At 65.9% G+C, this 24,368-nt stretch carries 33 protein-coding genes and 1 tRNA gene; 11 read left to right on the top strand and 23 right to left on the bottom strand.

Annotation, left to right across the window (positions count from 1 at the left end):
- Positions 1-56 precede the first annotated feature (56 nt).
- Both V3B48_RS14880 and V3B48_RS14875 read right to left on the bottom strand, forming a co-directional pair.
- Positions 57-620, bottom strand: a complete 564-nt coding sequence (locus V3B48_RS14880) for a DUF3011 domain-containing protein (protein WP_049401711.1) — start codon at positions 618-620, stop codon at positions 57-59.
- 131 nt (positions 621-751) lie between these two features.
- A complete protein-coding gene (locus tag V3B48_RS14875; RefSeq protein ID WP_049423877.1) occupies positions 752-958 on the bottom strand; it encodes a hypothetical protein in 207 nt (68 codons plus the stop codon).
- A gap of 404 nt (positions 959-1,362) precedes the next feature.
- Here V3B48_RS14875 and V3B48_RS14870 point away from each other — a divergent pair, with 404 nt between their 5' ends.
- The 4 genes from V3B48_RS14870 to V3B48_RS14855 all read left to right on the top strand — a co-directional run bounded on the left by V3B48_RS14870 (position 1,363) and on the right by V3B48_RS14855 (position 2,898).
- On the top strand, positions 1,363-1,647 hold the full coding sequence (locus V3B48_RS14870) for a hypothetical protein (protein WP_125894318.1): 285 nt from the start codon (positions 1,363-1,365) through the stop codon (positions 1,645-1,647).
- Between the two features lie 12 nt (positions 1,648-1,659).
- Entirely contained in the window at positions 1,660-1,893 is a 234-nt protein-coding gene (locus tag V3B48_RS14865) for a DUF1653 domain-containing protein (protein WP_329893991.1), read from the top strand.
- A gap of 86 nt (positions 1,894-1,979) precedes the next feature.
- Entirely contained in the window at positions 1,980-2,552 is a 573-nt protein-coding gene (locus V3B48_RS14860) for a TetR/AcrR family transcriptional regulator (RefSeq protein ID WP_049401207.1), read from the top strand.
- Positions 2,553-2,565: 13 nt separating this feature from the next.
- A complete protein-coding gene (locus V3B48_RS14855; RefSeq protein WP_189720832.1) occupies positions 2,566-2,898 on the top strand; it encodes an SMR family transporter in 333 nt (110 codons plus the stop codon).
- 22 nt (positions 2,899-2,920) lie between these two features.
- Here the strand turns inward: V3B48_RS14855 and V3B48_RS14850 are convergent, their stop codons facing one another.
- From V3B48_RS14850 to V3B48_RS14830, 5 genes are all read right to left on the bottom strand, one after another.
- Complete coding sequence (locus V3B48_RS14850) at positions 2,921-3,094, bottom strand: DUF1328 domain-containing protein (protein ID WP_006380555.1); 174 nt, start codon at positions 3,092-3,094, stop codon at positions 2,921-2,923.
- A gap of 94 nt (positions 3,095-3,188) precedes the next feature.
- Positions 3,189-3,830: a LysE family translocator gene (locus V3B48_RS14845; RefSeq protein WP_032128667.1), complete on the bottom strand. Its 642-nt coding sequence runs from the start codon at positions 3,828-3,830 to the stop codon at positions 3,189-3,191.
- A gap of 98 nt (positions 3,831-3,928) precedes the next feature.
- Positions 3,929-4,537 carry an ATP-dependent Clp protease proteolytic subunit gene (locus tag V3B48_RS14840; RefSeq protein WP_032128666.1) on the bottom strand — a complete coding sequence of 203 codons (609 nt, stop codon included), beginning with the start codon at positions 4,535-4,537 and terminating at the stop codon, positions 3,929-3,931.
- A 37-nt stretch (positions 4,538-4,574) separates the two neighbouring features.
- Entirely contained in the window at positions 4,575-4,925 is a 351-nt protein-coding gene (locus V3B48_RS14835; RefSeq protein WP_121504555.1) for a polyketide cyclase, read from the bottom strand.
- Positions 4,925-5,236, bottom strand: a complete 312-nt coding sequence (locus V3B48_RS14830; RefSeq protein WP_042358872.1) for a metalloregulator ArsR/SmtB family transcription factor — start codon at positions 5,234-5,236, stop codon at positions 4,925-4,927. Before V3B48_RS14830 ends, V3B48_RS14835 begins: the two co-directional genes overlap by 1 nt.
- Before the next feature lie 86 nt (positions 5,237-5,322).
- On the opposite strand from V3B48_RS14830, the gene V3B48_RS14825 reads away from it, so the two are divergent.
- Complete coding sequence (locus V3B48_RS14825) at positions 5,323-6,015, top strand: aspartate/glutamate racemase family protein (RefSeq protein WP_049423866.1); 693 nt, start codon at positions 5,323-5,325, stop codon at positions 6,013-6,015.
- 24 nt (positions 6,016-6,039) lie between these two features.
- On the opposite strand, the gene V3B48_RS14820 is transcribed toward V3B48_RS14825, so the two are convergent.
- Entirely contained in the window at positions 6,040-6,435 is a 396-nt protein-coding gene (locus V3B48_RS14820) for a hypothetical protein (protein WP_012511691.1), read from the bottom strand.
- A 240-nt stretch (positions 6,436-6,675) separates the two neighbouring features.
- Here V3B48_RS14820 and V3B48_RS14815 point away from each other — a divergent pair, with 240 nt between their 5' ends.
- Together V3B48_RS14815 and V3B48_RS14810 are read left to right on the top strand one after the other, a co-directional pair.
- Positions 6,676-7,185, top strand: a complete 510-nt coding sequence (locus V3B48_RS14815) for a DUF3011 domain-containing protein (RefSeq protein ID WP_032128662.1) — start codon at positions 6,676-6,678, stop codon at positions 7,183-7,185.
- Between the two features lie 85 nt (positions 7,186-7,270).
- Complete coding sequence (locus tag V3B48_RS14810) at positions 7,271-7,708, top strand: GNAT family N-acetyltransferase (protein ID WP_329893990.1); 438 nt, start codon at positions 7,271-7,273, stop codon at positions 7,706-7,708.
- On the opposite strand, the gene V3B48_RS14805 is transcribed toward V3B48_RS14810, so the two are convergent.
- The 11 genes from V3B48_RS14805 to thrS form a co-directional block, all read right to left on the bottom strand.
- The gene (locus tag V3B48_RS14805; protein WP_149909454.1) at positions 7,687-8,028 is read right to left on the bottom strand and encodes a phosphotyrosine protein phosphatase; all 342 of its coding nucleotides are present in this window, start codon (positions 8,026-8,028) and stop codon (positions 7,687-7,689) included. The two genes, V3B48_RS14810 and V3B48_RS14805, sit on opposite strands and share 22 nt — an antisense overlap.
- Positions 8,025-8,225, bottom strand: coding sequence for a hypothetical protein (locus V3B48_RS14800; RefSeq protein ID WP_329893988.1), 201 nt, complete (start codon positions 8,223-8,225; stop codon positions 8,025-8,027). Before V3B48_RS14800 ends, V3B48_RS14805 begins: the two co-directional genes overlap by 4 nt.
- 117 nt (positions 8,226-8,342) lie before the next feature.
- Positions 8,343-8,419: transfer RNA gene (locus V3B48_RS14795), tRNA-Pro, on the bottom strand.
- 68 nt (positions 8,420-8,487) lie between these two features.
- Positions 8,488-8,844 carry a MerR family transcriptional regulator gene (locus V3B48_RS14790; RefSeq protein WP_005410431.1) on the bottom strand — a complete coding sequence of 119 codons (357 nt, stop codon included), beginning with the start codon at positions 8,842-8,844 and terminating at the stop codon, positions 8,488-8,490.
- Positions 8,825-9,124 carry an integration host factor subunit alpha gene (locus V3B48_RS14785; protein WP_005410432.1) on the bottom strand — a complete coding sequence of 100 codons (300 nt, stop codon included), beginning with the start codon at positions 9,122-9,124 and terminating at the stop codon, positions 8,825-8,827. The genes V3B48_RS14790 and V3B48_RS14785 overlap by 20 nt, the downstream gene beginning before the upstream one ends.
- A gap of 27 nt (positions 9,125-9,151) precedes the next feature.
- The gene (gene pheT / locus V3B48_RS14780; protein WP_329893987.1) at positions 9,152-11,533 is read right to left on the bottom strand and encodes a phenylalanine--tRNA ligase subunit beta; all 2,382 of its coding nucleotides are present in this window, start codon (positions 11,531-11,533) and stop codon (positions 9,152-9,154) included.
- An 85-nt stretch (positions 11,534-11,618) separates the two neighbouring features.
- Positions 11,619-12,614 (bottom strand): phenylalanine--tRNA ligase subunit alpha, encoded by a 996-nt coding sequence (locus V3B48_RS14775; RefSeq protein WP_110712975.1) that lies wholly within the window; start codon positions 12,612-12,614, stop codon positions 11,619-11,621.
- A gap of 193 nt (positions 12,615-12,807) precedes the next feature.
- Entirely contained in the window at positions 12,808-13,167 is a 360-nt protein-coding gene (gene rplT / locus V3B48_RS14770) for a 50S ribosomal protein L20 (RefSeq protein ID WP_006380762.1), read from the bottom strand.
- Between the two features lie 11 nt (positions 13,168-13,178).
- On the bottom strand, positions 13,179-13,376 hold the full coding sequence (rpmI, locus tag V3B48_RS14765; protein WP_005410436.1) for a 50S ribosomal protein L35: 198 nt from the start codon (positions 13,374-13,376) through the stop codon (positions 13,179-13,181).
- 267 nt (positions 13,377-13,643) lie between these two features.
- On the bottom strand, positions 13,644-14,171 hold the full coding sequence (gene infC, locus V3B48_RS14760) for a translation initiation factor IF-3 (RefSeq protein ID WP_074725076.1): 528 nt from the start codon (positions 14,169-14,171) through the stop codon (positions 13,644-13,646).
- Positions 14,172-14,234: 63 nt separating this feature from the next.
- Positions 14,235-16,136 carry a threonine--tRNA ligase gene (gene thrS, locus V3B48_RS14755; RefSeq protein WP_049401217.1) on the bottom strand — a complete coding sequence of 634 codons (1,902 nt, stop codon included), beginning with the start codon at positions 16,134-16,136 and terminating at the stop codon, positions 14,235-14,237.
- A 429-nt stretch (positions 16,137-16,565) separates the two neighbouring features.
- On the opposite strand from thrS, the gene V3B48_RS14750 reads away from it, so the two are divergent.
- From V3B48_RS14750 to V3B48_RS14740, 3 genes are read left to right on the top strand one after another with little or no spacing between them, the layout of a single operon-like run.
- Positions 16,566-16,862 (top strand): hypothetical protein, encoded by a 297-nt coding sequence (locus tag V3B48_RS14750; protein ID WP_005410439.1) that lies wholly within the window; start codon positions 16,566-16,568, stop codon positions 16,860-16,862.
- The gene (locus V3B48_RS14745; RefSeq protein ID WP_329894002.1) at positions 16,862-17,125 is read left to right on the top strand and encodes a hypothetical protein; all 264 of its coding nucleotides are present in this window, start codon (positions 16,862-16,864) and stop codon (positions 17,123-17,125) included. Before V3B48_RS14750 ends, V3B48_RS14745 begins: the two co-directional genes overlap by 1 nt.
- 10 nt (positions 17,126-17,135) lie before the next feature.
- Positions 17,136-18,695, top strand: coding sequence for a PepSY-associated TM helix domain-containing protein (locus V3B48_RS14740; protein WP_329893986.1), 1,560 nt, complete (start codon positions 17,136-17,138; stop codon positions 18,693-18,695).
- A gap of 129 nt (positions 18,696-18,824) precedes the next feature.
- On the opposite strand, the gene V3B48_RS14735 is transcribed toward V3B48_RS14740, so the two are convergent.
- Positions 18,825-19,217: a VOC family protein gene (locus V3B48_RS14735; protein WP_329893985.1), complete on the bottom strand. Its 393-nt coding sequence runs from the start codon at positions 19,215-19,217 to the stop codon at positions 18,825-18,827.
- Positions 19,218-19,307: 90 nt separating this feature from the next.
- Positions 19,308-20,498 carry a glycoside hydrolase family 18 protein gene (locus V3B48_RS14730; protein WP_329893984.1) on the bottom strand — a complete coding sequence of 397 codons (1,191 nt, stop codon included), beginning with the start codon at positions 20,496-20,498 and terminating at the stop codon, positions 19,308-19,310.
- Between the two features lie 222 nt (positions 20,499-20,720).
- Here V3B48_RS14730 and V3B48_RS14725 point away from each other — a divergent pair, with 222 nt between their 5' ends.
- Positions 20,721-21,707 (top strand): hypothetical protein, encoded by a 987-nt coding sequence (locus V3B48_RS14725; RefSeq protein WP_329893983.1) that lies wholly within the window; start codon positions 20,721-20,723, stop codon positions 21,705-21,707.
- A 120-nt stretch (positions 21,708-21,827) separates the two neighbouring features.
- Here the strand turns inward: V3B48_RS14725 and pnp are convergent, their stop codons facing one another.
- The gene (gene pnp / locus V3B48_RS14720; RefSeq protein WP_125427128.1) at positions 21,828-23,936 is read right to left on the bottom strand and encodes a polyribonucleotide nucleotidyltransferase; all 2,109 of its coding nucleotides are present in this window, start codon (positions 23,934-23,936) and stop codon (positions 21,828-21,830) included.
- Between the two features lie 151 nt (positions 23,937-24,087).
- Positions 24,088-24,348, bottom strand: coding sequence for a 30S ribosomal protein S15 (gene rpsO / locus V3B48_RS14715; RefSeq protein WP_005410445.1), 261 nt, complete (start codon positions 24,346-24,348; stop codon positions 24,088-24,090).
- Positions 24,349-24,368 lie beyond the last annotated feature (20 nt).

The raw sequence follows: 24,368 nt of genomic DNA, 5'->3' as shown, positions 1-24,368 counted from the left end.
ATACGACGTTCAAAATGTGAGCTGTATCAGATTATTCTGATTTTCGATGGGCGAGCTCAATTCACCTGGAACTGCGCCCGGCAGCCGTCGCTGACCCAGATGCCACGACGGTTCCAGCCCCAGGTCTGGCCCTCGATGCAGGCGCTGCGTGAATCCTGACGCACCAGGCGCACACCACGACGGATGCGGGCATCACAGTACTCCTGGCGGTGGCCGTTGGAATGGCAGGTGATCACCTCACCCCCGCCCCAGCCATTGCCACCGTTGCCCCAGCCGTTGCCATGGCCACCACCCCAGCCACCGCCACGGCGGTACTCGCCAACGAACTCGGCACGGCAGCCCTGGGTGACCCACACACCGTAGCGCGATTGCCCCCAGGTCTCGCCTTCCACGCAAGGCGAACCGGACAACTGGCGGATCATCCGGGCACGGCCTTCCAGGCGGCATTCATTGCTGCGGTTCTTGATCGATTCGCAGCGGACGATGCCGCCGCCATCACGACCGCCATAGCGATCGTCGTCATAACCGTAGCCATAGCTCTGCGCCTGCGCGCCGCCCGCGGCCGCCAGCATCGGCAGCAGCGTGCAGGCCAGGGTTCGCCAGGTGAGTGCCTTGCCCATCGGAATCTCCGGATGAATACGATGGCGCAAGCATCCGGGATTCGTGGCGCGGCGCACAGGGGGCGCCCCACGGCGGTTTTTTCCCCATTCAAACAACTCAACCGTGGCTGACTGCGCCTCGGCCGGTGGCGTCACTCCCCGATATGGAGCGCATCCACGGTGCTGCCGAGCGCCTCGACCCGGACCGTGCTGCGCTGGCCGGTGCGACGATGGTGCTCGAGGGCCAGCGCAGCGGCCGCGTCGAAGGCATCGGCACCGCGGGCGTAACGGGTGGCGTCACCCGCCTTCGGATGCAACACGGACCAGTGCCGGGCAGTGCATTGGACAGTAAAGACCATGAGAAGCTCCTGCGGAAGGAAAGAGGCGGTGACAGGCGGCAGGGCCACGTGCCAGTACACCCTCAGGCTATCGATCGCGTCGGAGATGGCCCATCAGATTTGTACGAAAATGCCTCAGGATTCGGTCGGGCGCTTCCCAACCCTCACATCCCTGAGGCTGTTTAGTGAAGGCGTTCCGTGACCCTTGTCACGGAGTTGACGGAGCTTCACACTACCGTCACCAACAGGGGCCCCTTCCACATGCGCACCTTCTTCTCGCAGCAGCGCTGGACGCTGCTGAAGTTCTATTTCGTGGCCAGCTATCTGGTGCTGATTGAAGAGCTGATCCGCGCCGCCATGCACTGAGCGCTTGCTGGACGGCTATTTGCGACAGACACTGTCGCTTTAGGCACGGAGCCCGCCCGATGAAAGCGCTTCTTCTGATTCCAGCCCTGCTGGTGCTGACCGCGTGCGCCAACCAGCACGACGCCGCCGCACGTGCCGATGCGGCGACCACCTCGTCTGCGATACCGAAGGTGGGCGGCGATCGCGATGCCCACGGATGCATTGGTTCGGCCGGCTACCAGTGGTGCGAGCACAGCCAGCGTTGCGAACGCCCGTGGGAACTGGCACAGGCACAGGGCCTGGCCAATACCGCCGAGGCCATCGATGCCTACTGCGCGAAGCCGGCCAGCCCGGCACGCAAGTGAGGCGCACACCCCATGGCTGAGCTGAGCCCGCTACCTACTCTGGCCCCGGGTCGCTACCGCCACTTCAAGGGCGGCGAGTACGACGTGCTCGATATCGTCCGCAACAGCGAGACGCTGGAGCCACTGGTGCTGTATCGCGCGCTCTATGGCGAAGGCGGCCTGTGGGTGCGCCCGTATGCCATGTTCGTCGAACAGGTACCGGGCGAACACGGACCGCAGCCGCGTTTCGCCCGCATCGACGCATGACGGTTCCGCTGCCGGCCCTGGCCGGCAGCGCGGTAACGCCACGGGCCTGCGTTACAATCGTACCGTCCAGTCGGTTTCTTCCCGCCATGTCCGCATCCCCCTCCCGCTCGCGCCGCAAGGCGCCCGACAGCGTGCGCCAGTCACTGCTGCAGGCCACCATTGAAGTGATCGGCCGTAATGGCCTGGCCGCGTTGACCGTGCAGGACGTCGCACAGGCCGCCGGTGTCAGCAAGGGTGCGCTGTTCCATCATTTCAGCAGCAAGCAGGCACTGGTGGATGAAGCCATCGGAGCGCTCATCGGCGAATTCGAAGCGCGGGTGCGTGCCCTGCTGCAGGAAAACCCCGAAGGGCATGGCCGTTTCAGCCGCGCCTATGTGCAGGCCAATTTCGAGCATCTGCTGCAGCAGGAACAGGACAACGACATCGGCCTGACCCTGGGCAACCTGATGGAACCAGCCCTGCTCGCGCATTGGCGTACCTGGAAGCGTGCGATGCTGGCCGAGTTCGCAGGCGAAGCCAACGATCCCCGACTGTATGCGGCGCGCTGCGCTGCCGATGGCTACTGGGCCACGGCCTATGGGCGACCGCTGGACGAGGAAGAACGCGCCAACGCATTGGCGATGGCCGAACAGGCCCTGAAACTATGCGACCCGCAGTAAGCAGGAGCGCTCAATGAATCCCTACCTCTACCTTGCCGCTGCCATCGTGCTGGAAGTAATTGCCACGTCGCTGCTGAAGGCATCCGACGGCATGAGCCGGCTGGCGCCGACACTGGGCGCGCTGATCGGCTATGGACTGTGCTTCTACCTGCTGTCGATGACCATGAAGTCGATCCCGACCGGCATCGCCTACGCGATCTGGTCCGGCGTCGGCATCGTGCTGATCTCGCTGATCGGGCTGGTGGTGTTCAAGCAGCGCCTGGATGCACCGGCGTTGATCGGCATCGGCCTGATCTGTGCTGGCGTACTGGTGATCAATCTGTTCTCGCGCAGCAGCGCACACTGAGTACGCTGCTGCGCGATCAACGCTAGCTGACCTTCTTCGCTACGGTCATGCCGAGCAGGAACAGCACCACGGCGATGATGATGCCGGCCCAGAACAGGAACTTGGCGATGCCGACCGCGGCGCCGGCAATGCCGCCGAAGCCGAGCACGCCCGCAATGACGCCGATGATGGCGAAGATGATGGCCCACTTGATCATGTCAAACCTTTCCCCGTGGGGACTGCGTACTGGATGATCAGGCTAGGCCGTAGCCGATGCGGCAGTCGTGAACAGGCCGCGTGCACGGCGTGAATCAGCGCGGGCGGAAACGCAGCAGGGCCACCGCAAAGGCCAGGAACACGCTGCCCACCAGCCGCTCGAACCAGCGCCGCGCGAAGGGTTTGGCCAACCATCGGCGCAGGCCATGGCCACCGGCGGCATACATCACGTACCAGAACAGTTCGCAGCCGGCGAAGGTGGCGACCAGCACGCTGTACTGCAGCGCCTGGCCACGCGACGGGTCGACGAACTGCGGCAGGAACGCCGCAGCGAACAGCAGCAGCTTGGGATTGCTCAGGCCCACCAGAAGGCCACCACGGAACACCTTCCACGCGCCCAGCGACGCCGCAACCGGCAGCGCGGCATCGACCGTCACCGGTGGTGCCGGACGGCAACTGTCACGCCATGCCTTCAGGCCCAGCCAGGCCAGATAGGCCACGCCCAGATAGCGCAACACCTCAAACAGCATCGGCGAGGAATGCAGCAGCGCACTCAGGCCTGCTGCGGAGGCCGCCAGCACCAGCAGCATCGCCAGCAGGCAGCCAGCCATCGCCGGCACGCTACCGCGAAAGCCGAGCCCGACGCTGCGACCGAGGATATGCAGCATGTTCGGCCCCGGCGTACCACACAGAACGAACACCGTGGCGAGGAACCACCACCAGGTATGCAGGGCCATATCGGACATCCACTTCAGAAGATCCCACCAGCATAGAGTGCGCCGGCCTGGCGCGGCACACACAGCGCAGCATGGATGCGGTGGTTACAGAGGCAGGCTCAGGCCGCGAGCGCGTCGCGCCGTACCAGTACCTGGTCGATCAAGCCCCATTCGCATGCCTGCTCGGCACTCATGAAACGATCGCGGTCCAGGGTCTGCTCGACCTCCTCGACACTGCGTCCGCAATGCTGCGCATACAGCCGGGTGATGCGCTGCTTGGTGCGCTGCATTTCCTCGGCATGGATGAAGATGTCCGACGCCTGGCCCTGCACCCCGCCCAGCGGCTGATGCACATGCAGGCTGGCATTGGCCAACGCCGCACGGTGACCGGGCTCGCCGGCCATCAGCAGGAACGAACCCATCGACCGCGCGGTGCCCATGCACAGCGTATGCACCGGGGCCGAGATGTATTGCATGGTGTCGTACATCGCCAGGCCGCTGGAGATCACTCCACCCGGCGAGTTGATGTACAGATGGATCGGCTTCTCCGGGTTTTCCGATTCCAGGAACAGCAGCTGCGCGCAGACCAGCGCCGACACAGTGTCATCGACTTCGCCGTTGAGAAAGATGATGCGCTCGCGCAGGAGCCGCGAGTAGATGTCATGGGAGCGCTCACCGCGCTCGCTGCGTTCCACCACCATCGGTATCAGCTGCATTCTGTCCCGCATGTGCCTGCTCCCTGTAGCGTTTGATCCAGGCGCCGGCTCAGGCCGCGCGCATCATGGTGCGATGATCGTCGTTGGCGGCCAACGGCAGCAGCGCGCGCAGGTCGGTGAGCCGATGCACGATGGTCAGCACCGTCCCCCCACCGTCATCCGCGCGCAGCTGGAAACACACCAGGCTGTGCAGATGCGGAGGCTGCGCATCGCGCAGGCGGAACCCCAGCTCCCGCCCCTCCTCGCACAGGCAGGGCTGCGGATCGGCAAGATCGGCCGCAGGCATCCAGCGCTCACGCAGCGCCGGATCGCGCAGTGCGCGCCAGACCCGTTCCGGTGGCGCTGGCAGCCACTGCTCCATCACCAACGCGGGAGCCGCTTCGTTCAGAACATCGTCCATCAGTCCATCTCCTTCAGCAGATCCTGCAAGGCATCCATCCGCGCGGGCCAGTAGGCCCGGTAGCGCTGCAGCCAGTTGCCGATGTGCGCCAGCCCGCGCGGATCGACCTCGTAGTGGACGAAGCGGCCTTGGCGCTGTTCGCTCACCAGCCCGGCATCGCGCAGCACCGCCAGGTGCTGGGACATCGCAGACTGGCTGATCGCCATGCCCTCGCGCAGCGCGCTGGCATGCTGCCCGCCCTCGGCCAGCTTTTCGAAGATGTGGCGGCGGGTGGGGTCGGCCAGCGCTTTGAAGAGGGCGTTCTCGATCATGACCAAAACATTAGCAATCACTAATGTGTAGTGCAACTCCCGCATCGGCTGTGCTGCAATGACGGCTCCCCGGCATGGAGCTGTGCATGAAGACCCTTGGCCTGATCGGCGGCATGAGCTGGGAAAGCTCGGCGCAGTATTACCGGCTCATCAACGAGGACGTGCGGCAGCGCCTCGGTGGCGCACATTCGGCGCAGCTGCTGCTGTGGTCGGTGGATTTCGCCGGCATCAAGCAGCTGCAGCATGACGGCGACTGGAATGCGCTGGGCGACCATATGGCCGACGCTGCACGGCGCCTGCAGGCCGGTGGCGCCGATCTGCTGTTGATCTGCACCAACACCATGCACAAGCTGGCCGACCGCATCGAGGCGGTCTGCCCACTGCCGCTGCTGCATATCGCCGACCCCACCGCCCAGGCCATCGTGCAGGCAGGCGCACGCAAGGTGGGCCTGCTCGGTACCGCCTTCACCATGGAACAGGACTTCTACCGCGGCCGGCTGCAGGATCGCTTCGGATTGGAGGTGCTGGTTCCCGAAGCCGATGATCGTCGCAGCGTGCACGACATCATCTACCAGGAACTGATCGCCGGTGTGGTCAGCGAGCACTCACGACAGGTCTACGCCGGCGTGATCGCGAGACTGGTGGCGCGCGGTGCCGAAGCCATCATCCTGGGCTGTACCGAGATCATGCTGCTGGTACGACCGGAAGACAGCGCAGTGCCGCTGTTCGATACCACTGCACTGCACGCACGGGCTGCGGTGGACGCGGCGCTGGCGTGAATCGATGCGCGCCGGAGCGCGGAATCAGTCCGCGCCCTGCACTTCCAGCGCGGTGATGAGCCACTCGACCACCGCCTGTGAATCGCACAGGAAAAAGATGGCATCGCCGGAGCGCGCCTCGGTAAGCAGGCGATAGACCGTGATCGCCACCGCCGACTGGTTGGCGATGAACACTTCCGGGCTGCGCGGCCCCTCGCTGTGGCCGGCAACCGCGTGCAGCGCCTTGCGTGCGGCCACGGTGGCAGCCGGGTCCGCGCTACGGGTCAGTTCCGGCCCGCGCAGGCCCCAGGCAATGAACACATGCTTGCCCTTGAACGTAGTGTCCAGGACCCGCACCTCGGCGCCGCCTGCGTCGGCCGAGCGATGAATGACGGTACTGCTGATCAACGCAACCCCCTGTGGTCGTCGTGGTCCGCGCATCCTCCTCCACGCGCCGGCCGCATGCCAGTGACAACAGCCACAGGCTGTGCCGACCGGCGTGGGAGACATGTAAGAGGGTGTAAACCGATGCGATCGGATGTGCAGCGATGATACGGGATGTAAGCCTCTGCATGGGCCCGCGCGTACTACTAAACCGCCACTGAGCCATCTTCGGAACGAAGCGTTCCGGCAGCCCCGGACTGGGCCATTCTTGCCGCCCCATCCCCACCGAGCCTGCACATGTCCCATCGCCTGCTGCTGACGATCACCGGCACCTCCCTTGCCCTGCTGCTGGCCGCCACCACCGTAGCCGCACAGGACTACGACACCGATCACATTCCGGCGCTGCGCTGCGAATCGCAGTTCAACAAGACCGCGCAATGCCCGATCGAGGGCCCCATGCGCCTGGCCAGGCAACTGTCGGTGACCCGCTGCGTGGAGAACCAGAACTGGGGCCAGAGCCGCCGCACGTTGTGGGTGACCGACGGCTGCCGCGCCGAGTTCGTCGCCGACGGCTATGGGCGCGGACGCTGGCCGGGCCGCGGCAGGGACCGTGACGATGATGGCGAGCGCCTGGTCTGCGAGTCCTACGAAAAGAAGGACAAGGAATGCCGCATCCGTGTGCGCCACGAGGTGCGCCTGATCAAGCAGAAGTCGGTGACGGCCTGCATCGAGGACCAGAACTGGGGCTGGGACCGCCGCGGCGTGTGGGTCAGCGACGGCTGCCGGGCCGAGTTCCGCGTGTATTGACTGCCGAGCACGCGCTGGCTGCGGCGGGTGCGACTGCACCTGTGGCAGAGCCGATAGACTGAGCCCTCCTGTCAGGAGCCCGACCATGCCCGCTGCGACTGCGCTGCGCCTCCGCGACGCGACGCCCGCCGATGCCTCCGCGCTGATCGCACTCGACAGCGTGGCGGCAAGCGACCCTCGACGGGCGGAACAGATTGGCGAGTGGTTGGCGCGGGGCAACGTGCATGTTGCCGAGCAGGAGCGCGAGATCGTTGGCTACATGACCCTCCATGAGCACTTCTTCGGCGAAGGCTTCGTCGAAATGCTGATGGTCGCGCGCGAGCGGCGCAGCCAGGGCGTCGGCGCCGCACTGCTGCGGCACGCGATCGCACAGCGTGGACAACGCAAGCTGTTCACCTCGACCAATGCCTCCAACATCGCCATGCAGCGCCTGCTCGTTGCATCGGGCTTCATCGACAGCGGCATCGTGCATGGACTGGATGACGGCGACCCGGAGCTGATCTACCGCTTTGCCGGCTGCTGATCGAGATACGCGGTCACCTTGGTGTCCAGCAGATCCATCAGCACGGGATCCATGCAGCGATAGTCGTCCGGTATATCCAGGCAATGCAGGCGCTTGTGTTCCAGCAGGCGCGCGTACGCGGCCTGCAGGCGATGCTGGTGCTTGGCCTCCATCACGAAGATGACATCGGCCCAGCGGATGTCCGCCGGGCCGATGGGGCGTCGTGCATGCGGGCTGGTGCCGGCCGACAGCGCAGTGAAGCCGGGCCGCCGTCGCCACATGGCTTCGGCGGTTGGGCTGCGCAGCTGGTTGCGGCTACAGACGAACAGCAGGTTGATCATTCCTGTTCCTGCAGTTGGCGGGCGCTGAGCACTGGATAGGTGAAGCCCAGCTGGCGTGCGCGCGCAAGCTTGGCATCGCGCGTGTACAGCAGCTTCCAGTTCTTCTCGGGCTTGTAGCTGTAGGCGGTCGTGGCGCGGTCGCCACCACGGTTGTGCGCCTGGCTGCGACGCCAGGCACGGTTTCTTGCAGATTCCATGATGTGTTCTCGTGAGTACCGGGTTCAGCAGCCGCGGTAGTACGAGTGGCGCGCAGCATACACCGCGCGCACAAAAAAGCCCACGCATCGCTGCGCAGGCTTCTTGATTCATCACAGTGGTCGGGACGGCCGGATTCGAACCGACGACCCTCTGCCCCCCAGGCAGATGCGCTACCAGGCTGCGCTACGCCCCGACTGATGCTGCGATGTGCCCGCCAGTGCGGCGGGCCGTGAAGTATAGCGGATTACGATGGAAATGGGATCAGCGGCGCAACAACTGCAGCACTTCTTCCAGCTCCATGCGCACCTGCTTGATGATCTGGTTGCTCAGCGCCGATTCCTCGCGGGCATCGGGGCCATCCAGACGCAGGCGTGCACCACCGATGGTGTAGCCCTGTTCGTACAGCAGGCTGCGGATCTGCCGCACCATCAGCACGTCGTGGCGCTGGTAGTAGCGGCGGTTGCCTCGGCGCTTGGCCGGCTCAAGGCTGGGAAACTCGGTTTCCCAGTAGCGCAGGACGTGCGGCTTGACGTCGCACAGCTCGCTGACTTCACCGATGGTGAAGTAGCGCTTGGCCGGGATCGGCGGTAGTTCGCGGTTACTGCCCGGATCCAGCATAAGCTTCCACCCTCTCCTTGAGCTTCTGGCCCGGACGGAAGGTGACCACCGTACGGGCGGAAATCGGAATTTCCTCGCCGGTCTTGGGGTTGCGACCCGGGCGCTGGTTCTTGCGCCGCAGATCGAAATTACCGAAGCCCGACAGCTTCACCTGACGTCCCTGTTCCAATGCTTCACGCAGCACATCGAAAAACGCGTCGACGAATTCCTTGGCTTCCCGCTTGTTCAGACCGACTTCGTCGAACAGCTTTTCCGCCATCTCCGCCTTGGTCAATGCCATTGCCTGCTACCCCCGAGTGCTGCCCGCTCAGCCGCGGATCCGGGCGTGATGTTCACGCTCGATGGCAGTGACCGCCTCGGCCACCACCGCATCCACGTCGCGGTCCGTCAGAGTGCGCGACTTGTCCTGCAAAATCAAGCCCATAGCGAGACTCTTGAATCCCGGCTCGACGCCCTGGCCGACGTAGCGGTCGAACAGGTTCAGGTCGCGCAGCAGCGGGCCAGCAGCCTGGCGGACGGTGGCCGCGAGATCGGCCCAGGCCACCTGTTCAGGCACCAGGAATGCCAGGTCGCGACGCACTGCCGGGAAGCGCGACAGTTCGCCGGCACGCGGCAGGCGGCGGGCGGTCAGCGGCTCCAGGTCCAGTTCGAAGGCATAGACGTCGGCTTCGATCTCCATTGCCTTGGCCAGGCGCGGGTGGATCTGGCCGATCCAGCCGATCGCCACGCCATCGCGGAACACCTCGGCCGAACGGGCCGGGTGGCCGTAGGGGCGGGCCGACGGGCGGAACTCCAGTACCGCACCACTGGCAGCGGCCAGCGATTCCAGATCGCCCTTCAGGTCATGGAAATCGACCTTGCGGGCCGGCAGGCCCCACTGCAGTGCCTGTGCATCACCACAGACCGCAGCGGCCACGCGCGGGGTTTCCAGCGGCGCCGGCCGGCCGTCGCCGGCCTGCTGGGCGAACACGCGGCCCAGTTCGAACAGGCGCACGCGGCCGATCTGGCGGGCGGCGTTGCGGCCCAACGTGGCGACCAGGCCTGGCAGCAGCGACGGGCGCATCACCGCCAGTTCGGCCGACAGCGGGTTGGCCAGCGGTACCAGGCCGTCGCGCAGCTGCCACTGGCTCAGCAGCGCATCGTCGACGAAAGCGAAATTGACGGTTTCCTGCTGGTCACGGGCGATCAGCTGGCGGCGCACGCTCAGCGCGTCCAGCTGGGTCTCGCTCGGCATCGCCACGCGCGAGGCGCCGCCCGGCAGCGTGGTCGGGATCTGCTCGTAACCGTGGATGCGGGCCAGCTCTTCGATCAGGTCTTCTTCGATGGCGATGTCGAAGCGGCGGCTCGGCGCCGTGACCTGCCAGCCGTCGGCGGTGGCAACCACGTCCATGCCCAGCGCGCGCAGGATGCGCTCGACTTCCGCATCTTCGATGGTGATGCCGAGCACGCGGGTGATGCGGGCGCGGCGCAGCACGATGGTTGCCGGCTGCGGCAGATCGGCCTCACGCACGGCCTCGGTGACCGGCGCCGGGGTGCCGCCGGCCAGGTCCAGCACCAGGCGGGTGGCGTACTCGATGGCGGTACGCGGCAGTGCCGGGTCGACACCACGCTCGAAGCGGTGGCCGGCATCGGTGTGCAGGCCCAGCTTGCGGCCACGGCCCATGATCGCTGCCGGGGCGAAGTGCGCGGCTTCCAGGAACACGGCAGTGGTGACGTCGGTGACGCGGGTGTCGAAGCCACCCATCAGGCCGGCCAGGCCGACCGCGCGATCGGCGTCGGTGACCACCAGGAAGCTGTCGTCCAGCGCGGCATCGCGGCCGTCCAACAGCTTCAGGCTCTCGCCGGCACGCGAACGACGCACGGCGATGCTGCCCTGCAGGGTGCCCAGGTCGTACGCGTGCATCGGCTGGCCGAGCTCGAGCATCACGTACTGGGTGATGTCGACCAGCAGCGAGACCGGGCGCACGCCACTGCGGCGCAGGCGCTCGGCCATCCACAGCGGGGTCTCGGCGGCGGCGTTGACACCTTCGATGACGCGGCCCAGGTAACGCGGTGCTTCGGCGCCGGCGTCGAGCTGGATGGCCAGCTCACGGCTGCCGATGGCGGGAATCGCCTCGGCGGTGAAATCCAGCACGTCGCTGCGGGTGGCCGCGGCGACGTCGTAGGCGATACCGCGCAGGCTGAAGCAGTCGGCGCGGTTCGGGGTCAGCTTGATCTCGATGCTGGCGTCCGGCAGGCCCAGGTAATCGACCAGAGCCTGGCCGACCGGTGCGTCATCCGGCAGTTCCAGCAGGCCGGAGGCATCGTTGTCCAGGCCCAGCTCCTTGGCCGAGCACAGCATGCCGTTGGACTCGACACCGCGCAGCTTGGCCGGCTTGATCTTCAGCTCGCCAATCTGCGCGCCGACCATCGCCAGCGGCGCAACCAGGCCCGGACGTGCGTTCGGTGCGCCGCACACGATCTGCAGCAGCTCGCCCTGCCCGGCATCGACCCTGCACACCTGCAGGCGGTCGGCTTCCGGATGGCGTACGGCTTCGATGATGCGTGCCACGACCACATGCTCGAGGCCCTCGCCCAGCGCAGTCACGTCTTCCACTTCCAGGCCGATGGCGGTCAGCACCGCACTCAGTTCATCGCGCGAAGCACGGGTCGGGACGTGGCTGCGCAGCCAGTTTTCGGAGAATTTCATGGTGTCACCCTGGTGGGCCCGGCGCATGCGCCTGGGCCTGCGAATTCAGAAGCAGTCGAGCAAGCTCGACTCTACGGACCGGCGCTTACGCGAACTGCTTGAGGAAGCGCACATCGTTCTCGAAGAACGCGCGCAGATCGTTGACGCCATAACGCAGCATCGCGAAGCGCTCCACGCCCATGCCGAAGGCGAAGCCGGTGTAGCGCTCCGGATCGATGCCGACGTTGCGCAGCACGTTCGGATGGACCATGCCGCAGCCGAGCACTTCCAGCCAGCGGGTGCTGCCATCGGGCTGCTGCCAGGCGATGTCCACTTCCGCGCCCGGTTCAACGAACGGGAAGTAGCTGGGGCGGAAGCGCATCTCGAAGTCGCGCTCGAAGAACGCGCGCACGAACTCGGCCAGCGTGCCCTTCAGGTCGGCGAAGGTCGAATGCTCGTCCACCAGCAGGCCTTCCACCTGATGGAACATCGGCGAATGGGTCTGGTCGCTGTCGCTGCGGTACACCTTGCCGGCGGCGATCATGCGCAGCGGCGGCGCGTGGTCGCCCATGTAGCGCACCTGCACACCGGAGGTATGCGTGCGCAGCAGGCGGCCGTCGCCGAAGTAGAAGGTGTCGTGCATGGCGCGCGCCGGGTGGTGCGGCGGGAAGTTCAGCGCCTCGAAGTTGTGCCAGTCGTCCTCGATCTCCGGCCCTTCAGAGAGCTCGTAGCCCAGCCGGCCGAAGATGCCGGTGATGCGCTCCAGGGTGCGGGTGATCGGATGCAGGCCGGCGCGGTCGCCATTGCGGCCCGGCAGGGTGATGTCGATGGCTTCGGCAGCCAGGCGCGCGTCCAGTGCCGCGTCTTCCAGCAGCGCCTTGCGCTCGCCCAGCGCGCGGGTCAGCGTGTCGCGGGCCTGGTTGATCGCTTCACCGGCGGACTTGCGCTCGTCGGCCGGCAGGGCACCGAGCTGCTTGAGCTGCGAGGTGATGCTGCCACTCTTGCCAAGCAGGGCCACGCGCAGCTGTTCCAGCACGTCGGGGCTCTGTGCGGCGGCCACATCGGCCAGCGCCTGGGTGGTGAGGGATTGGATGTCGCTCATGGGGGGCCGGAACTCCAGTCGATCTGCCATCGCGATGCGCGAAGGGCCGACCCCTGTCGCCACCGCCGTCCCTGCGCTGCCGCTGTGGCCTCGCCGGGACCCAAAAAAGAATGGGGAAGGACTTGCGCCCTTCCCCATGCATTGCCTTGACCTGACACCGTTCCGAGTGAACGGTTACGGCATCGGGAAGGACTTATGCCGCCAGCGCGCCCTTGGCCTTTTCGGCCAGCGCGGTAAAGCCGGCTGCGTCGTGCACGGCGATGTCAGCCAGGACCTTGCGATCCAGGGTGATGCCGGCCTTCAGCAGACCGTTCATGAAGCGGCTGTAGCTCAGGCCGTTGATGCGGGCAGCCGCATTGATACGGGTGATCCACAGCGAACGGAAGTTGCGCTTCTTCTGCTTACGGCCGATGTAGGCGTACTGCTGTGCCTTGATGACCGCCTGCTTGGCGACGCGGAAGACCTTGCGACGGGCGTTGTAATAGCCCTTGGCGAGATCCAGAATCTTCTTGTGGCGGCGACGCGCCTGTACGCCACGCTTAACTCGTGCCATTTTTCAGTTCCTCAGAGGTAAGGGAGCATGCGGTCCAGACGGCCTGCGTCTTCTGCACGGACATGGCCCGTCTGACGCAGATTACGCTTACGCTTGGTCGCTTTCTTCGTGAGGATGTGGCTACGGTTGGCGTGGCCGCACTTGTACTTGCCCGAGGCGGTCTTGCGGAAACGCTTGGCCGCTGCCCGGTTGGTCTTGATCTTGGGCATTGCAATGTCCTTGATGGGATATGACCCTGGTTTCTGACTGATCTGGCGGCGGCCTGGGCCGCTCTTTCCGTCCTGCCATGATCGGCGTACGACCCGTCCTGGGTGGGTCGAGCCGGGCATGATACAGGCAAAACCGCCCTGCCACCAGCCCCTGCAACCCGTTTACCGGCACTGCACCGGCCTGCCGCAAAAGACAAAGGGACGCCGACGGCGTCCCTTTACCCTGAACCATTCAGCCAGGCGCCCCGGAAGGCGGCCCGTCAGGCCTCAGGTCTTCTTCTTCGGCGCGATCATCATGACCATCTGACGCCCTTCCAGGCGCGGACGGGATTCAATGACGATGTCCTCGCCCAGATCGGTCTCGATCCGGTTGGCCATTTCGCGGCCCAGTTCCTGGTGGCTCATTTCACGGCCACGGAAACGGATGTTGACCTTGATCTTGTCACCATCCTCGAGGAACCCGCGCATCTTGCGCAGCTTGATCTGGTAGTCGCCCTCGTCCGTGACCGGACGGAACTTCACTTCCTTGATCTCGACCTGCTTGGTCTTCTTCTTGGCCTCGCTGGCCTTCTTCTGCGCTTCGAACTTGAACTTGCCGAAGTCCATGATCTTGCAGACCGGCGGATCGGCCTGCGGCTGGATTTCGACCAGGTCCAGGCCTTCATCTTCGGCCATGGACAGCGCTTCGTCGCGCGACAACACGCCGATCATTTCTCCGTCACTGCCGATCACGCGGACGCGCGGCACTCGGATTTCCTGATTCTTGCGGTTCTGTTTGTTGTCAGGGGTGCTGATATTACGTTCTCCCAAGGGTATCGAACCGGTCCGGGTGCCTGTGCCCCCGGACCGGACCTTTGCTTACGCGCCCTCGGCCTGGAGCCGCTCGATGAAGGCCTGCAGGCTCATGCTGCCCAGGTCTTCGCCAGAACGCGTACGCACCGCCACAGCCCCATTTTCCTTCTCGCGGTCACCAATGACCAGCAGGTAGGGCACGCGCTGCAACGTATGCTCGCGGATTTTATAGCCGATCTTCTCGTTACGCAAATCCGAGCTGACGCGGAAGCCTTGCTCCGCAAGGGTTTTGGTCACGCCCGAGACGTACTCGGCCTGAGCGTCGGTGATGTTGGCCACCACCACCTGGGTCGGCGCCAGCCAGGTCGGGAACTGGCCGGCATGGTGCTCGATCAGGATGCCCAGGAAGCGCTCCATCGAGCCCACGATGGCGCGATGCAGCATGACCGGGTGCTTCTTCTGGCTGTTCTCGTCCACGTACTCGGCGCCCAGACGGCCCGGCATCATGAAGTCGACCTGCATCGTGCCCAGCTGCCAGGTACGGCCGATCGCGTCCTTCAGGTGGTACTCGATCTTCGGGCCGTAGAAGGCGCCCTCGCCCGGCAGCTCCTGCCACTCCACCCCATTGCTGGACAGTGCCGAGCGCAGCGCGCCCTCGGCCTTGTCCCAGGTGGCGTCATCGCCCAGGCGCGATTCCGGACGCAGCGCGATCTTGACCTGGATCTCATCGAAGCCGAAGTGCTGGTAGACCGCCAGCGCCTGCTGGTGGAACGCGGTCACTTCCGCCTCGACCTGGTTTTCCGTGCAGAACACGTGGCCGTCGTCCTGGGTGAAACCACGCACGCGCAGGATGCCGTGCAGCGCGCCGGACGGCTCGTTGCGGTGGCAGGCACCGAACTCACCATAGCGGATCGGCAGGTCGCGGTAGCTGTGCAGGCCCTGGTTGAACACCTGCACGTGGCCCGGGCAGTTCATCGGCTTGAGCGCGTAGGTGCGCTTCTCCGATTCGGTGAAGAACATCGCGTCCTGGTAGTTGTCCCAGTGGCCGGACTTCTGCCACAGGCTCACGTCCAGGATCTGCGGGCAGCGCACTTCGCCGTAGCCGGTCTTGCGGTACACCTTGCGCATGTACTGCTCGACCACCTGCCACAGCGCCCAGCCCTTCGGGTGCCAGAACACCAGGCCCGGCGCTTCTTCCTGCAGGTGGAACAGGTCCTGCTGCTTGCCGATGCGGCGGTGGTCGCGCATCTCGGCTTCTTCGATGCGCTTGATGTACGCCTCGAGCTGCTTCTTGTCGGCCCAGGCGGTGCCGTAGATGCGCTGCAGCTGCTCGTTCTGCGCGTCACCGCGCCAGTAGGCACCGGAGATGCGGGTCAGCTTGAAGGCCTTCAGGAAGCGCGTGTTCGGCACGTGCGGGCCGCGGCACATGTCCACGTATTCCTGGTGGTAATACATGCCCATCGCCTGGATGTCGTCGGACATGTCCTCGATCAGGCGCAGCTTGTAGTCCTCGCCACGGGCCTTGAAGATCTCGATCACTTCGGCGCGCGGCGTCACCTTCTTGATGACGTCGTAGTCCTGGGCGATCAGTTCACCCATGCGCTTCTCGATCGCGGCCATGTCGTCCGGGGTGAACGGGCGCTCGGAGTAGATGTCGTAGTAGAAGCCCTCGGCGATCACCGGGCCGATCACCATCTTCACGTCCGGGTACAGCTGCTTGACGGCGTGGCCGACCAGGTGGGCGCAGGAGTGGCGGATGATCTCCACGCCCTCCTCGTCCTTGGCGGTGATGATGCGCAGGCTGGCATCGTGGTCGATGACGTCGCTGGCATCGACCAGCACGCCATCCACGGCACCGGCGATGGTGGCCTTGGCCAGGCCGGCGCCGATCGACTGGGCGACCTCCATGACGCTGACGGGATTTTCGAATTCGCGGCGGCTGCCGTCGGGAAGAGTAATGTTGATCATCGCAGTGGCTTCGTGCGGGGCCCGCAGGGCGGGCTGGAAAGCGTTCCCGGGGCGGCGCCCGGGCAATAAAAAAGCGCCGCGAGGGCGCCTGGAACACAGGGCCTTCGGGGGCAGGTCAACAGTGGGCGGTGGTAGTGCTCATGTCGCACGCTCGGCCGGCGCTGGGCGCGGGCCACCTTGTTCCAGTCAGGGTCCTACGCTGATCTTAAACCAGCGCAGGGGAAAGCCCAAGGCCTACCGTACGGTCCGCTGAATGGGTCTCGCTGGCGGCGTGAAATTGCAATGATTACCATGTCGGCGCAGGCCGCCCTGTGCCAGCCTGCCCGCTTTCCCCCAGGACCCCGTGATGCGCCACCCGCTCCGACCGGCTCCCGCCGGCCCCGCCCGTGCCCCGCGTTCGCCGGCCCGCTGCCACGCCGGCCGCCCGCGATGATCACCGTCGGCCTTTCCACGCTCGGCTTCTGCAGCCTGGGCATGCTGGCGGCGATGTTCTCGGCGCTGGCCTTCTATGCCGCCTCGCCACACTGCCGCTGGCCGCGCCTGCGCCGTGCCGGCCGCCTTGGCCGCCAGATCGGCCTGGTCGCCGCTGCCGCCGCGCTGTGGCTGTGGATGGCCGAGCTCGGTTTTGCCGCCGGCCTGGTGGCGATGCTGTGCACCTGGATGCTGGCGGCGATGCTGCTGCCGGCACTGGCCGCCTGGCATCGCCCCGGCACGGAGTCGCCGTGATGTGGCCGCGCGCCTTCGCCGGCATCGTGGCCGGCTTCCTCCTGGCCGCCGCCGTCACCGGCCTGCTGGCGTGGCTGCCGCCCGGCCCGTGGCAACGGGCGCTGGTGCCGACCCTCATCGCCTTCATCCCGCTGTGGATGCTGGCCGCCCTGTGGGCGTTCAGTTTCCGCAGCGCGCTGCGCGCCTGGCTGATGCTGGCCGGCAGCGCCGCCGCCGGCTTTGCCGTGCTCGGGCTGCTGCGCCTGACCGGCGCGGTGCAATGAGACCTTTCCCATGAAGTTCAGTTCGCAGACGCTGCGCACGTTCACCACCCTGCACACCTGGGTCGGCCTGGTTGCCGGCTTCGGCCTGTTCGTGGCCTTCTACGCGGGTGCGCTGACCCTGTTCCACCACGACCTGCCGCTGTGGCAGACGCCCGGTGCAGCCACCGCACTCCCCGCCGGCCTGGACGACGCGCAGTACCTGCTGGAAGACGTGCTTGCCGCGCATCCGGAAGCGCGCCGCCACGTCGGCATGACCTTCCCCGGCACCGAACACCCGCAGCCACTGGCCTACTGGCAGGCCGATGACGGCAGCTGGCGCTACGCCTGGCCGGGACAGATCGCCGGCAGCACCACGCCGCCACAGACCGGGCTGGCCGAACTGGTCAACGAGCTGCATTACAGCCTCGGACTGCCGGTGGCCGGCATCTACGTGATGGGCATCGTCAGCCTGCTGTATGGCATGGCCCTGCTCAGCGGCCTGGTGATCCACCTGCCAAAGCTGTTCGGTGATCTGTTCGCACTGCGTCCGGGCCGCAACCTGAAACAACTGTGGCAGGACGCGCACAACGTGATCGGCGTGCTCAGCCTGCCCTTCCACCTGATGTTCGCGGTCACTGGCGCCCTGCTCTGCCTGGTGTTCGTGCAGATGGCCCTGCTCAACCCGCTGATCTACGACGGCAAGGCCCTGCAGGCGGTACCGACCGCAATGGACACCGCGCCTGTGCGCGACGCCAGCGGCATCCCGGCACCGCCGGGCAGCCTGCGCGTGCTGCATGCACGCGCGCTTGAAGTGGCCCGCGCACAGGGCGTGGCCAATTTCGAACCGGCCTACCTGAAGCTGGCCAACGCCGGCGATGCCAACGCCACCATCGAGATCACCGGCGAATCCACCGGAACGCTCGGCCCGCTCGGCGCGGTGGCACTGGACGTGGCCACCGGCAACGTCCTGGCCTCGCAGCTGCCCGGCCAGCGCGACGCCAACCACGCCACGCTAAGCGCGGCCTATGCCCTGCACTTCGGCGAGTTCGGCAACGGTGTGGTGGTCTGGCTGTACTTCCTGCTCGGCCTTGGCGGTGCCTTCCTGTTCTACTCCGGCAACCTGTTGTGGATCGAATCGCGGCGCAAGCGTCGCCAGCCACAGCAACCGCGTGCCGGGGTGAACATGGCACGGGCCACGGTCGGCGTCTGCATCGGGCTGTGCGTTGCGATTTCGGTGGCGTTCGTCACCGCACTGGTGCTGGAGCGGCTGGCACCGTCCGCGGTCGACCACGGCATCCGCTGGGCCTGCTTCGGCAGCTGGGCGGCCTGTGCGCTGTGGGCCGCGCTGCGACGCCCGGCGCAGGCGGCACGCGAACTGCTGTGGGCGGCGGCGATCAGCACCGCGCTGGTGCCGATCCTGCATGGCGCGCTCAATGGTGACTGGCTGTGGCGTGCGGCTGCGCGTGGCCACTGGCCGCTGTTCTGGGTCGATGCCATCGCGCTGGCCATGGCCTTCGGCTTCGCCCGCCTGGCTGTGGCCAGCCAACGCCGCGCCCGCAACGGCGACCCCAACAGCGTCTGGGCCAACTGAGCCGTCACCGGGCATGGCCCGGCGCTACCGACCGTTACGCGCAACGCCCCCTGTAGCGTCGAGCATGCTCGACAGCTGTTGATTTCGCGCCAAGCTCCGTCGAGCAAGCTCGACGCTACCCAAGCAGGATCATGCCTCGCCGGGGTAACGACTCACTTCGATCAGGTTGCCATCCGGGTCGCGGAAGTACACCGATTCGATCGGCCCCAGCGCGCCGGTACGTGCGACCGGCCCCTCCTCCACTGCAACGGACTGCGCCTGCAGGTGAGCCAGCACATCGGTCGTCGCCGTGCGCGTGACCAGGCACAGATCGGCGCTGCCCGGCATGGGCCGCAGCGCATGCGGTTGCAGCGGGGCGCTGGCCGAGTGCAGGTTGATCTTCTGCTGGCCGAACTGCAGCGCGGTGCGGCCCGCGCCGAAGTGCACGACCTGCATGCCGAGCACGCGCTGGTAGAAATCACAGCTGCGGTCGATGTCGGCGACGGTGAGGACCAGGTGGTCCAGGCGTTCGAGATGGATCATGCCCGCAGCGTAACGCTGCGGGCACGGACATGCTGTGCGGGGTCGGGCCGATGGCGTTGCGGCGTTGCGCCGGACATCGCCTGATGCAGCTCAATCGCCGATGCGTGCCTTCTGCCAGGGGCCCAGCATGGCGTTGAGCAGGCTGGCCTGTTCGTCGTCGCCGGTCAGCTCCCACATGAAGACGCCGGCCAGGCCCTGCTCGCGGGCGAACTGCGCACGCAGGCCGATCGAGCGCGGGTCTTCATAGCTGATGAAAACCTTCTGCTCGGCGTTGTACAGCCACGGGCTCTGCGCCTGTGGCTGCCAGTGCTTCGTCCAGCCCGGCTGGTCGAGATAGCGCGCCTTGATCACGCGCCAGTCGCCGGCATCGGCCGGTGCACTGTAGGACTGGTACAGCCCATCCGGCGCATCGCCGGTGACCTTGAAGCCGCGCCCGTAGAACGGCACACCCAGCACCAACTTGTGGGCTGGCACCCCGCGCTCGCGGTAGTACTGCACCGCGCCGGCAACGTTGTTCCAGCGCCGCAGTTCCGGCGCCAGCGGATCAGCTGGCACTTCATGCAGGGGCGCATTGAACGTCGACACCGCCGAGAAGCCGGTGCCCATGTCGTAGCTCATCAGGTTGATGAAATCGAACACCTTGGCCAGCGCCGGCAGGTCATAGCTTGCGGCTGGATCGTAGGGGCCATCGGTCTGCAGGCGACCGGCGGCCAGTGCGGCGGTCAACAGCATCGGCTGCCCCGCCTTGCGGCCATGCGCATCAAGGGCCACGCGGAACGCCTGCGCGAGCCGGGTCAGATTGGCGCGGTCCTGCGGGCGGTGTGCCAGCTCCTTTGGCCCGCCACTGACCGGGAACTCCCAGTCGATGTCCACGCCATCGAAACTGCCAGCATGACGATCGAAGAACAGCGCCATGCATGAGTCGACCAGGCGCTTGCGGCTGCCCTCGGTCAGCGCTGCATCGGAGAATCCACCTGCGCCCCAGCCACCGATCGAGATCAGCGTGCGCAGATGCGGGTGCGCCTTCTTCAGCTCGGCCAGCGCCGCGAAATTCTTCGGCGCTTCCGCACCGATCGTGCAGCGCCCGTCCTCGATGGTGGAGAACGCGTAGAACAGGTGGGTGAGGCGCTCGGCCGGAATGCTCGACACCGGGTAGCGCTCGGCCGAACCACCGGGGTAGTAGGCACCGAAGATCGGCGGCTGCGCGGGTGCCGCATGCACGGCAATGGGCAAGGCACCGGCAATCAGCACGGCAAGGGCAGCCACGGTCTGGCGGAACATGGGATCTCCCGGTTCGAAGGCGCAGCCACGTTAGCAAACGGATGGGGCTGTGGGACGGTTGTCGTGGCATGTCGTCCAGTGGACAGGTGCATCCCGCCGAATGGCGACAACGCGCCAGTCATGCAACGACCCTCATGCACTGCAGCAGGACACACGCCGACGCCGCGTTCGCGGGCTCGCGCATCGGCTAAGGTAGCCGCGGACCTTCAACCGCGCATGGACATGAGCACCGACCACGACAACCTCGACGACGGCGACCTGCTGGACGACGAAACCCTCGACGAAGGCCAGGCCCTGGAGGCACGCGCCTACGACGCCTTCCACGAAGGCAACCTGCAGCGGGCGGTGGCGCTGTTCGGCGAGCTGATCGCACTCGCCCCCGAAGTGCCGTACCTGCATTACATGCGCGGATTGGCGCACAAGTATCTGCGCGACTGGGCTGCCTCACTGCAGGACAACCTGCGATCGGAGCAGCTGCGCGGCGAGTTCGATGTCGCCACTGCCTGGAATGCCGGCATCGCCGCCACCGGCATGGCGGACTGGGCCGAAGCACGACGCCAGTGGACCCGCTGTGGCATCACCCTGCCCGAAGGCGAGGGCCCGATCGAGGGCCACTTCGGCGTGGCCTGCGTGCGCCTGGCGCCATGGTCCGACGCCGAAGTGGTGTACATGAGCCGCATTGATCCGGTGCGTGCACGCATCGACAACGTACCGCTGCCCGAAAGCGGCTTCCGCTTCGGCGACATCGTGCTGCACGACGGCGCCTCGACCGGCCGCCGTACGTACAGCGAACACGAGGTGCCGGTGTTCAATGCAATGCAGCGCCTGCAGGCATCGGACATGGCGACCTTCACCGTGTTCGTGCAGTGCGATTCGGCCGATGACATCGCTGCGCTGGAGGCAATCACCCTGCCCGGCATCGGCATGGTCGAGGACTGGACGGCTACCGTGCGCCGGCTGTGCCGCCGCTGCAGCTACGGCACGCCGCACCAGCATGGTGATGAGGCGCCAGATGAAGACCAATGGAGACGCGAACGTGACCTCGGCGTGGCCGCACAGGGTCGGGCTGCGGTGGAAAAGCTCATGGCGGTGTGGGTCGCTGCAGCCCCCGGCCGGGTGCTGGAGGCCATCGAACAGCGCGAGCACCCGATGAGCGACCCGGAGCCAGGCCAGGTCTGGTGGCTGGGTGAGGACGAAGAAGACGCGTAAGTGCAAGGACCAACGGTCCTCATCCACAGGATTCCAGGCAAAGAAAAAGCGGGCCGAAGCCCGCTTTTTCATTTCAGCGATTCCAGGAGCGTGTCAACCAAGGTTGACACCCACCGCCGATTATTCGGCGCTCGCGGCTTCGCCTTCTTCCACGGCCTTCATCGACAGGCGGATACGGCCCTGCTTGTCGACTTCCAGCACCTTGACCTTGACCACATCGCCTTCCTTCAGCACGTCGCCGACCTTCTCGACGCGATCGCTGGAGATCTGCGACACGTGGACCAGACCGTCCTTGCCCGGCAGGATCGTGACGAACGCACCGAAGTCCATGATCTTGGCGACCTTGCCTTCGTAGATGCGGCCCGGCTCGACGTCCGAGGTGATCTGCTCGATGCGGGCCTTGGCGGCCTGGGCAGCGATGGCATTGACCGAAGCGATGACGATGGTGCCGTCGTCCTGGATGTCGATCTGGGTGCCGGTTTCCTTGGTGATGGCCTGGATGGTCGAGCCACCCTTGCCGATCACTTCGCGGATCTTGTCCGGGTGGATCTTGATGGTCAGCAGGCGCGGCGCGTAGTCCGACAGCTCTTCACGCGGAGCGGTCAGGCCGTGGGCCATTTCGCCCAGGATGTGCAGACGGCCAGCCTTGGCCTGCTGCAGGGCCTGCTTCATGATCTCTTCGGTGATGCCTTCGATCTTGATGTCCATCTGCAGGGCGGAGATGCCCTCAGCGGTACCGGCCACCTTGAAGTCCATGTCGCCCAGGTGATCTTCGTCACCCAGGATGTCGGACAGGACGACGAAACGCTCGCCTTCCTTGACCAGGCCCATGGCGATACCGGCAACCGGCGCCTTCACCGGCACGCCGGCGTCCATCAGGGCCAGCGACGAACCGCAGACCGATGCCATCGACGAGGAACCGTTCGACTCGGTGATTTCCGAGACGACGCGGATGGTGTACGGGAAGGCTTCCAGCGACGGCATGACAGCCAGCACGCCGCGCTTGGCCAGGCGACCGTGGCCGATTTCGCGGCGCTTCGGGCCCATCATGCGGCCGCACTCACCCACCGAGAACGGAGGGAAGTTGTAGTGGAACAGGAAGTTTTCCTTGTACTCACCGGCAACGGCATCGATGACCTGGCCATCACGGGCGGTGCCCAGGGTGATGGTCACGATGGCCTGGGTTTCGCCGCGGGTGAACAGCGAGGAACCGTGGGTACGCGGCAGCACGCCGGTCTTCACGGCGATCGGGCGGACGGTGTCCAGCGCACGGCCGTCGATACGGACCTTGGTGTCCAGCACCGAGTCACGCATGGTGCGGTATTCCAGCTCGCCGAATTCCTTCGACAGCTCGGCCGGGTTCCAGCCTTCAGCGGCCACGCGGCCAGCCAGGGTTTCAACCACGTCCTTCTTGATCGCCGAGATGGCGTCACGGCGCTGCAGCTTGTCACGCACCTGGAAGGCTTCGCCCAGGCGCGGGCCGATGGCTTCCTTCAGGGCGGAGATCAGCGCGTCGTTCTTGGCCGGGGCTTCCCAGGTCGACGGCTTGGTGCCGGCTTCGACGGTCAGCTCGTTGATCGCGTTGATGACCTTCTGCATTTCGCGGTGACCGAAGGTCACGGCGCCCAGCATCACTTCTTCGGACAGCAGCGCGGCTTCGGATTCGACCATCAGCACGGCGTTGGAGGTACCGGCGACAACCAGTTCCAGCTGCGAGTCAGCCAGTTCGCTGACGGTCGGGTTCAGGATGTACTCGCCGTTCTTGTAGCCGACCTTGGCAGCGCCGATCGGACCCATGAACGGGGTGCCGGCCAGGGCCAGGGCAGCCGAGGCGCCGATCAGGGCCGGGATGTCACCGTCCACGTCCGGGTTCAGCGACATGACCGTGGCGATGATCTGCACTTCGTTCTTGTAGTCTTCCGGGAACAGCGGACGGATCGGACGGTCGATCAGGCGCGAGATCAGGGTTTCCTTCTCGGTCGCACGGCCTTCACGCTTGAAGAAACCACCCGGGATACGGCCGCCGGCGTAGAACTTTTCCTGATAATCGACGGTCAGCGGGAAGAAGTCCTGGCCTTCGCGCGCGCTCTTGGCGGCGACGGCGGTGACCAGCAGTACGGTGTCGTCCATCTTGACGATGACGGCGCCGCTGGCCTGACGGGCGACTTCGCCGGTCTCAAGCGTGACGGTGTGCTTGCCGTACTGGAAGGTTTTGGTGATTTTTGCCACGGAGGGTGTCCTTGGGGATGCTGTCTGCGAATTTGGACCGTCGGCGACCCTTGCCGCCAGCGGGTGGCCGGATCGTTCCGGCCTGAATCGGGGATTGCGGTGCTACAAAACAAAACCGCGGCGCATCGCTGCGCCGCGGGGGATTCGTTGCTTAGCGACGCAGGCCAAGCTTCTCGATCAGGGCCTTGTAACGCTCGACGTCCTTCTTCTTCAGGTAGTCGAGCAGGCTGCGACGGCGGTTGACCATCTGCAGCAGGCCGCGGCGGCTGTGGTGGTCCTTCTTGTGGGTCTTGAAGTGGCCGGTCAGCAGTTCGATGCGGGCGGTCAGCAGTGCAACCTGGACTTCCGGGGAGCCGGTGTCAGCCGAGCTGCGCTTGTTGTCTTCAATGACCTTCTGGGTGTCGATCGACATTTCTTTTTTCTCTGTGATGC

The organism is Stenotrophomonas sp. SMYL20 (assembly GCF_036320045.1).
GTDB lineage: Bacteria > Pseudomonadota > Gammaproteobacteria > Xanthomonadales > Xanthomonadaceae > Stenotrophomonas > Stenotrophomonas maltophilia_A.
The sequence above is the reverse complement of the archived record's forward strand: the minus strand, read 5'-3'. Positions and strand labels throughout refer to the sequence as shown.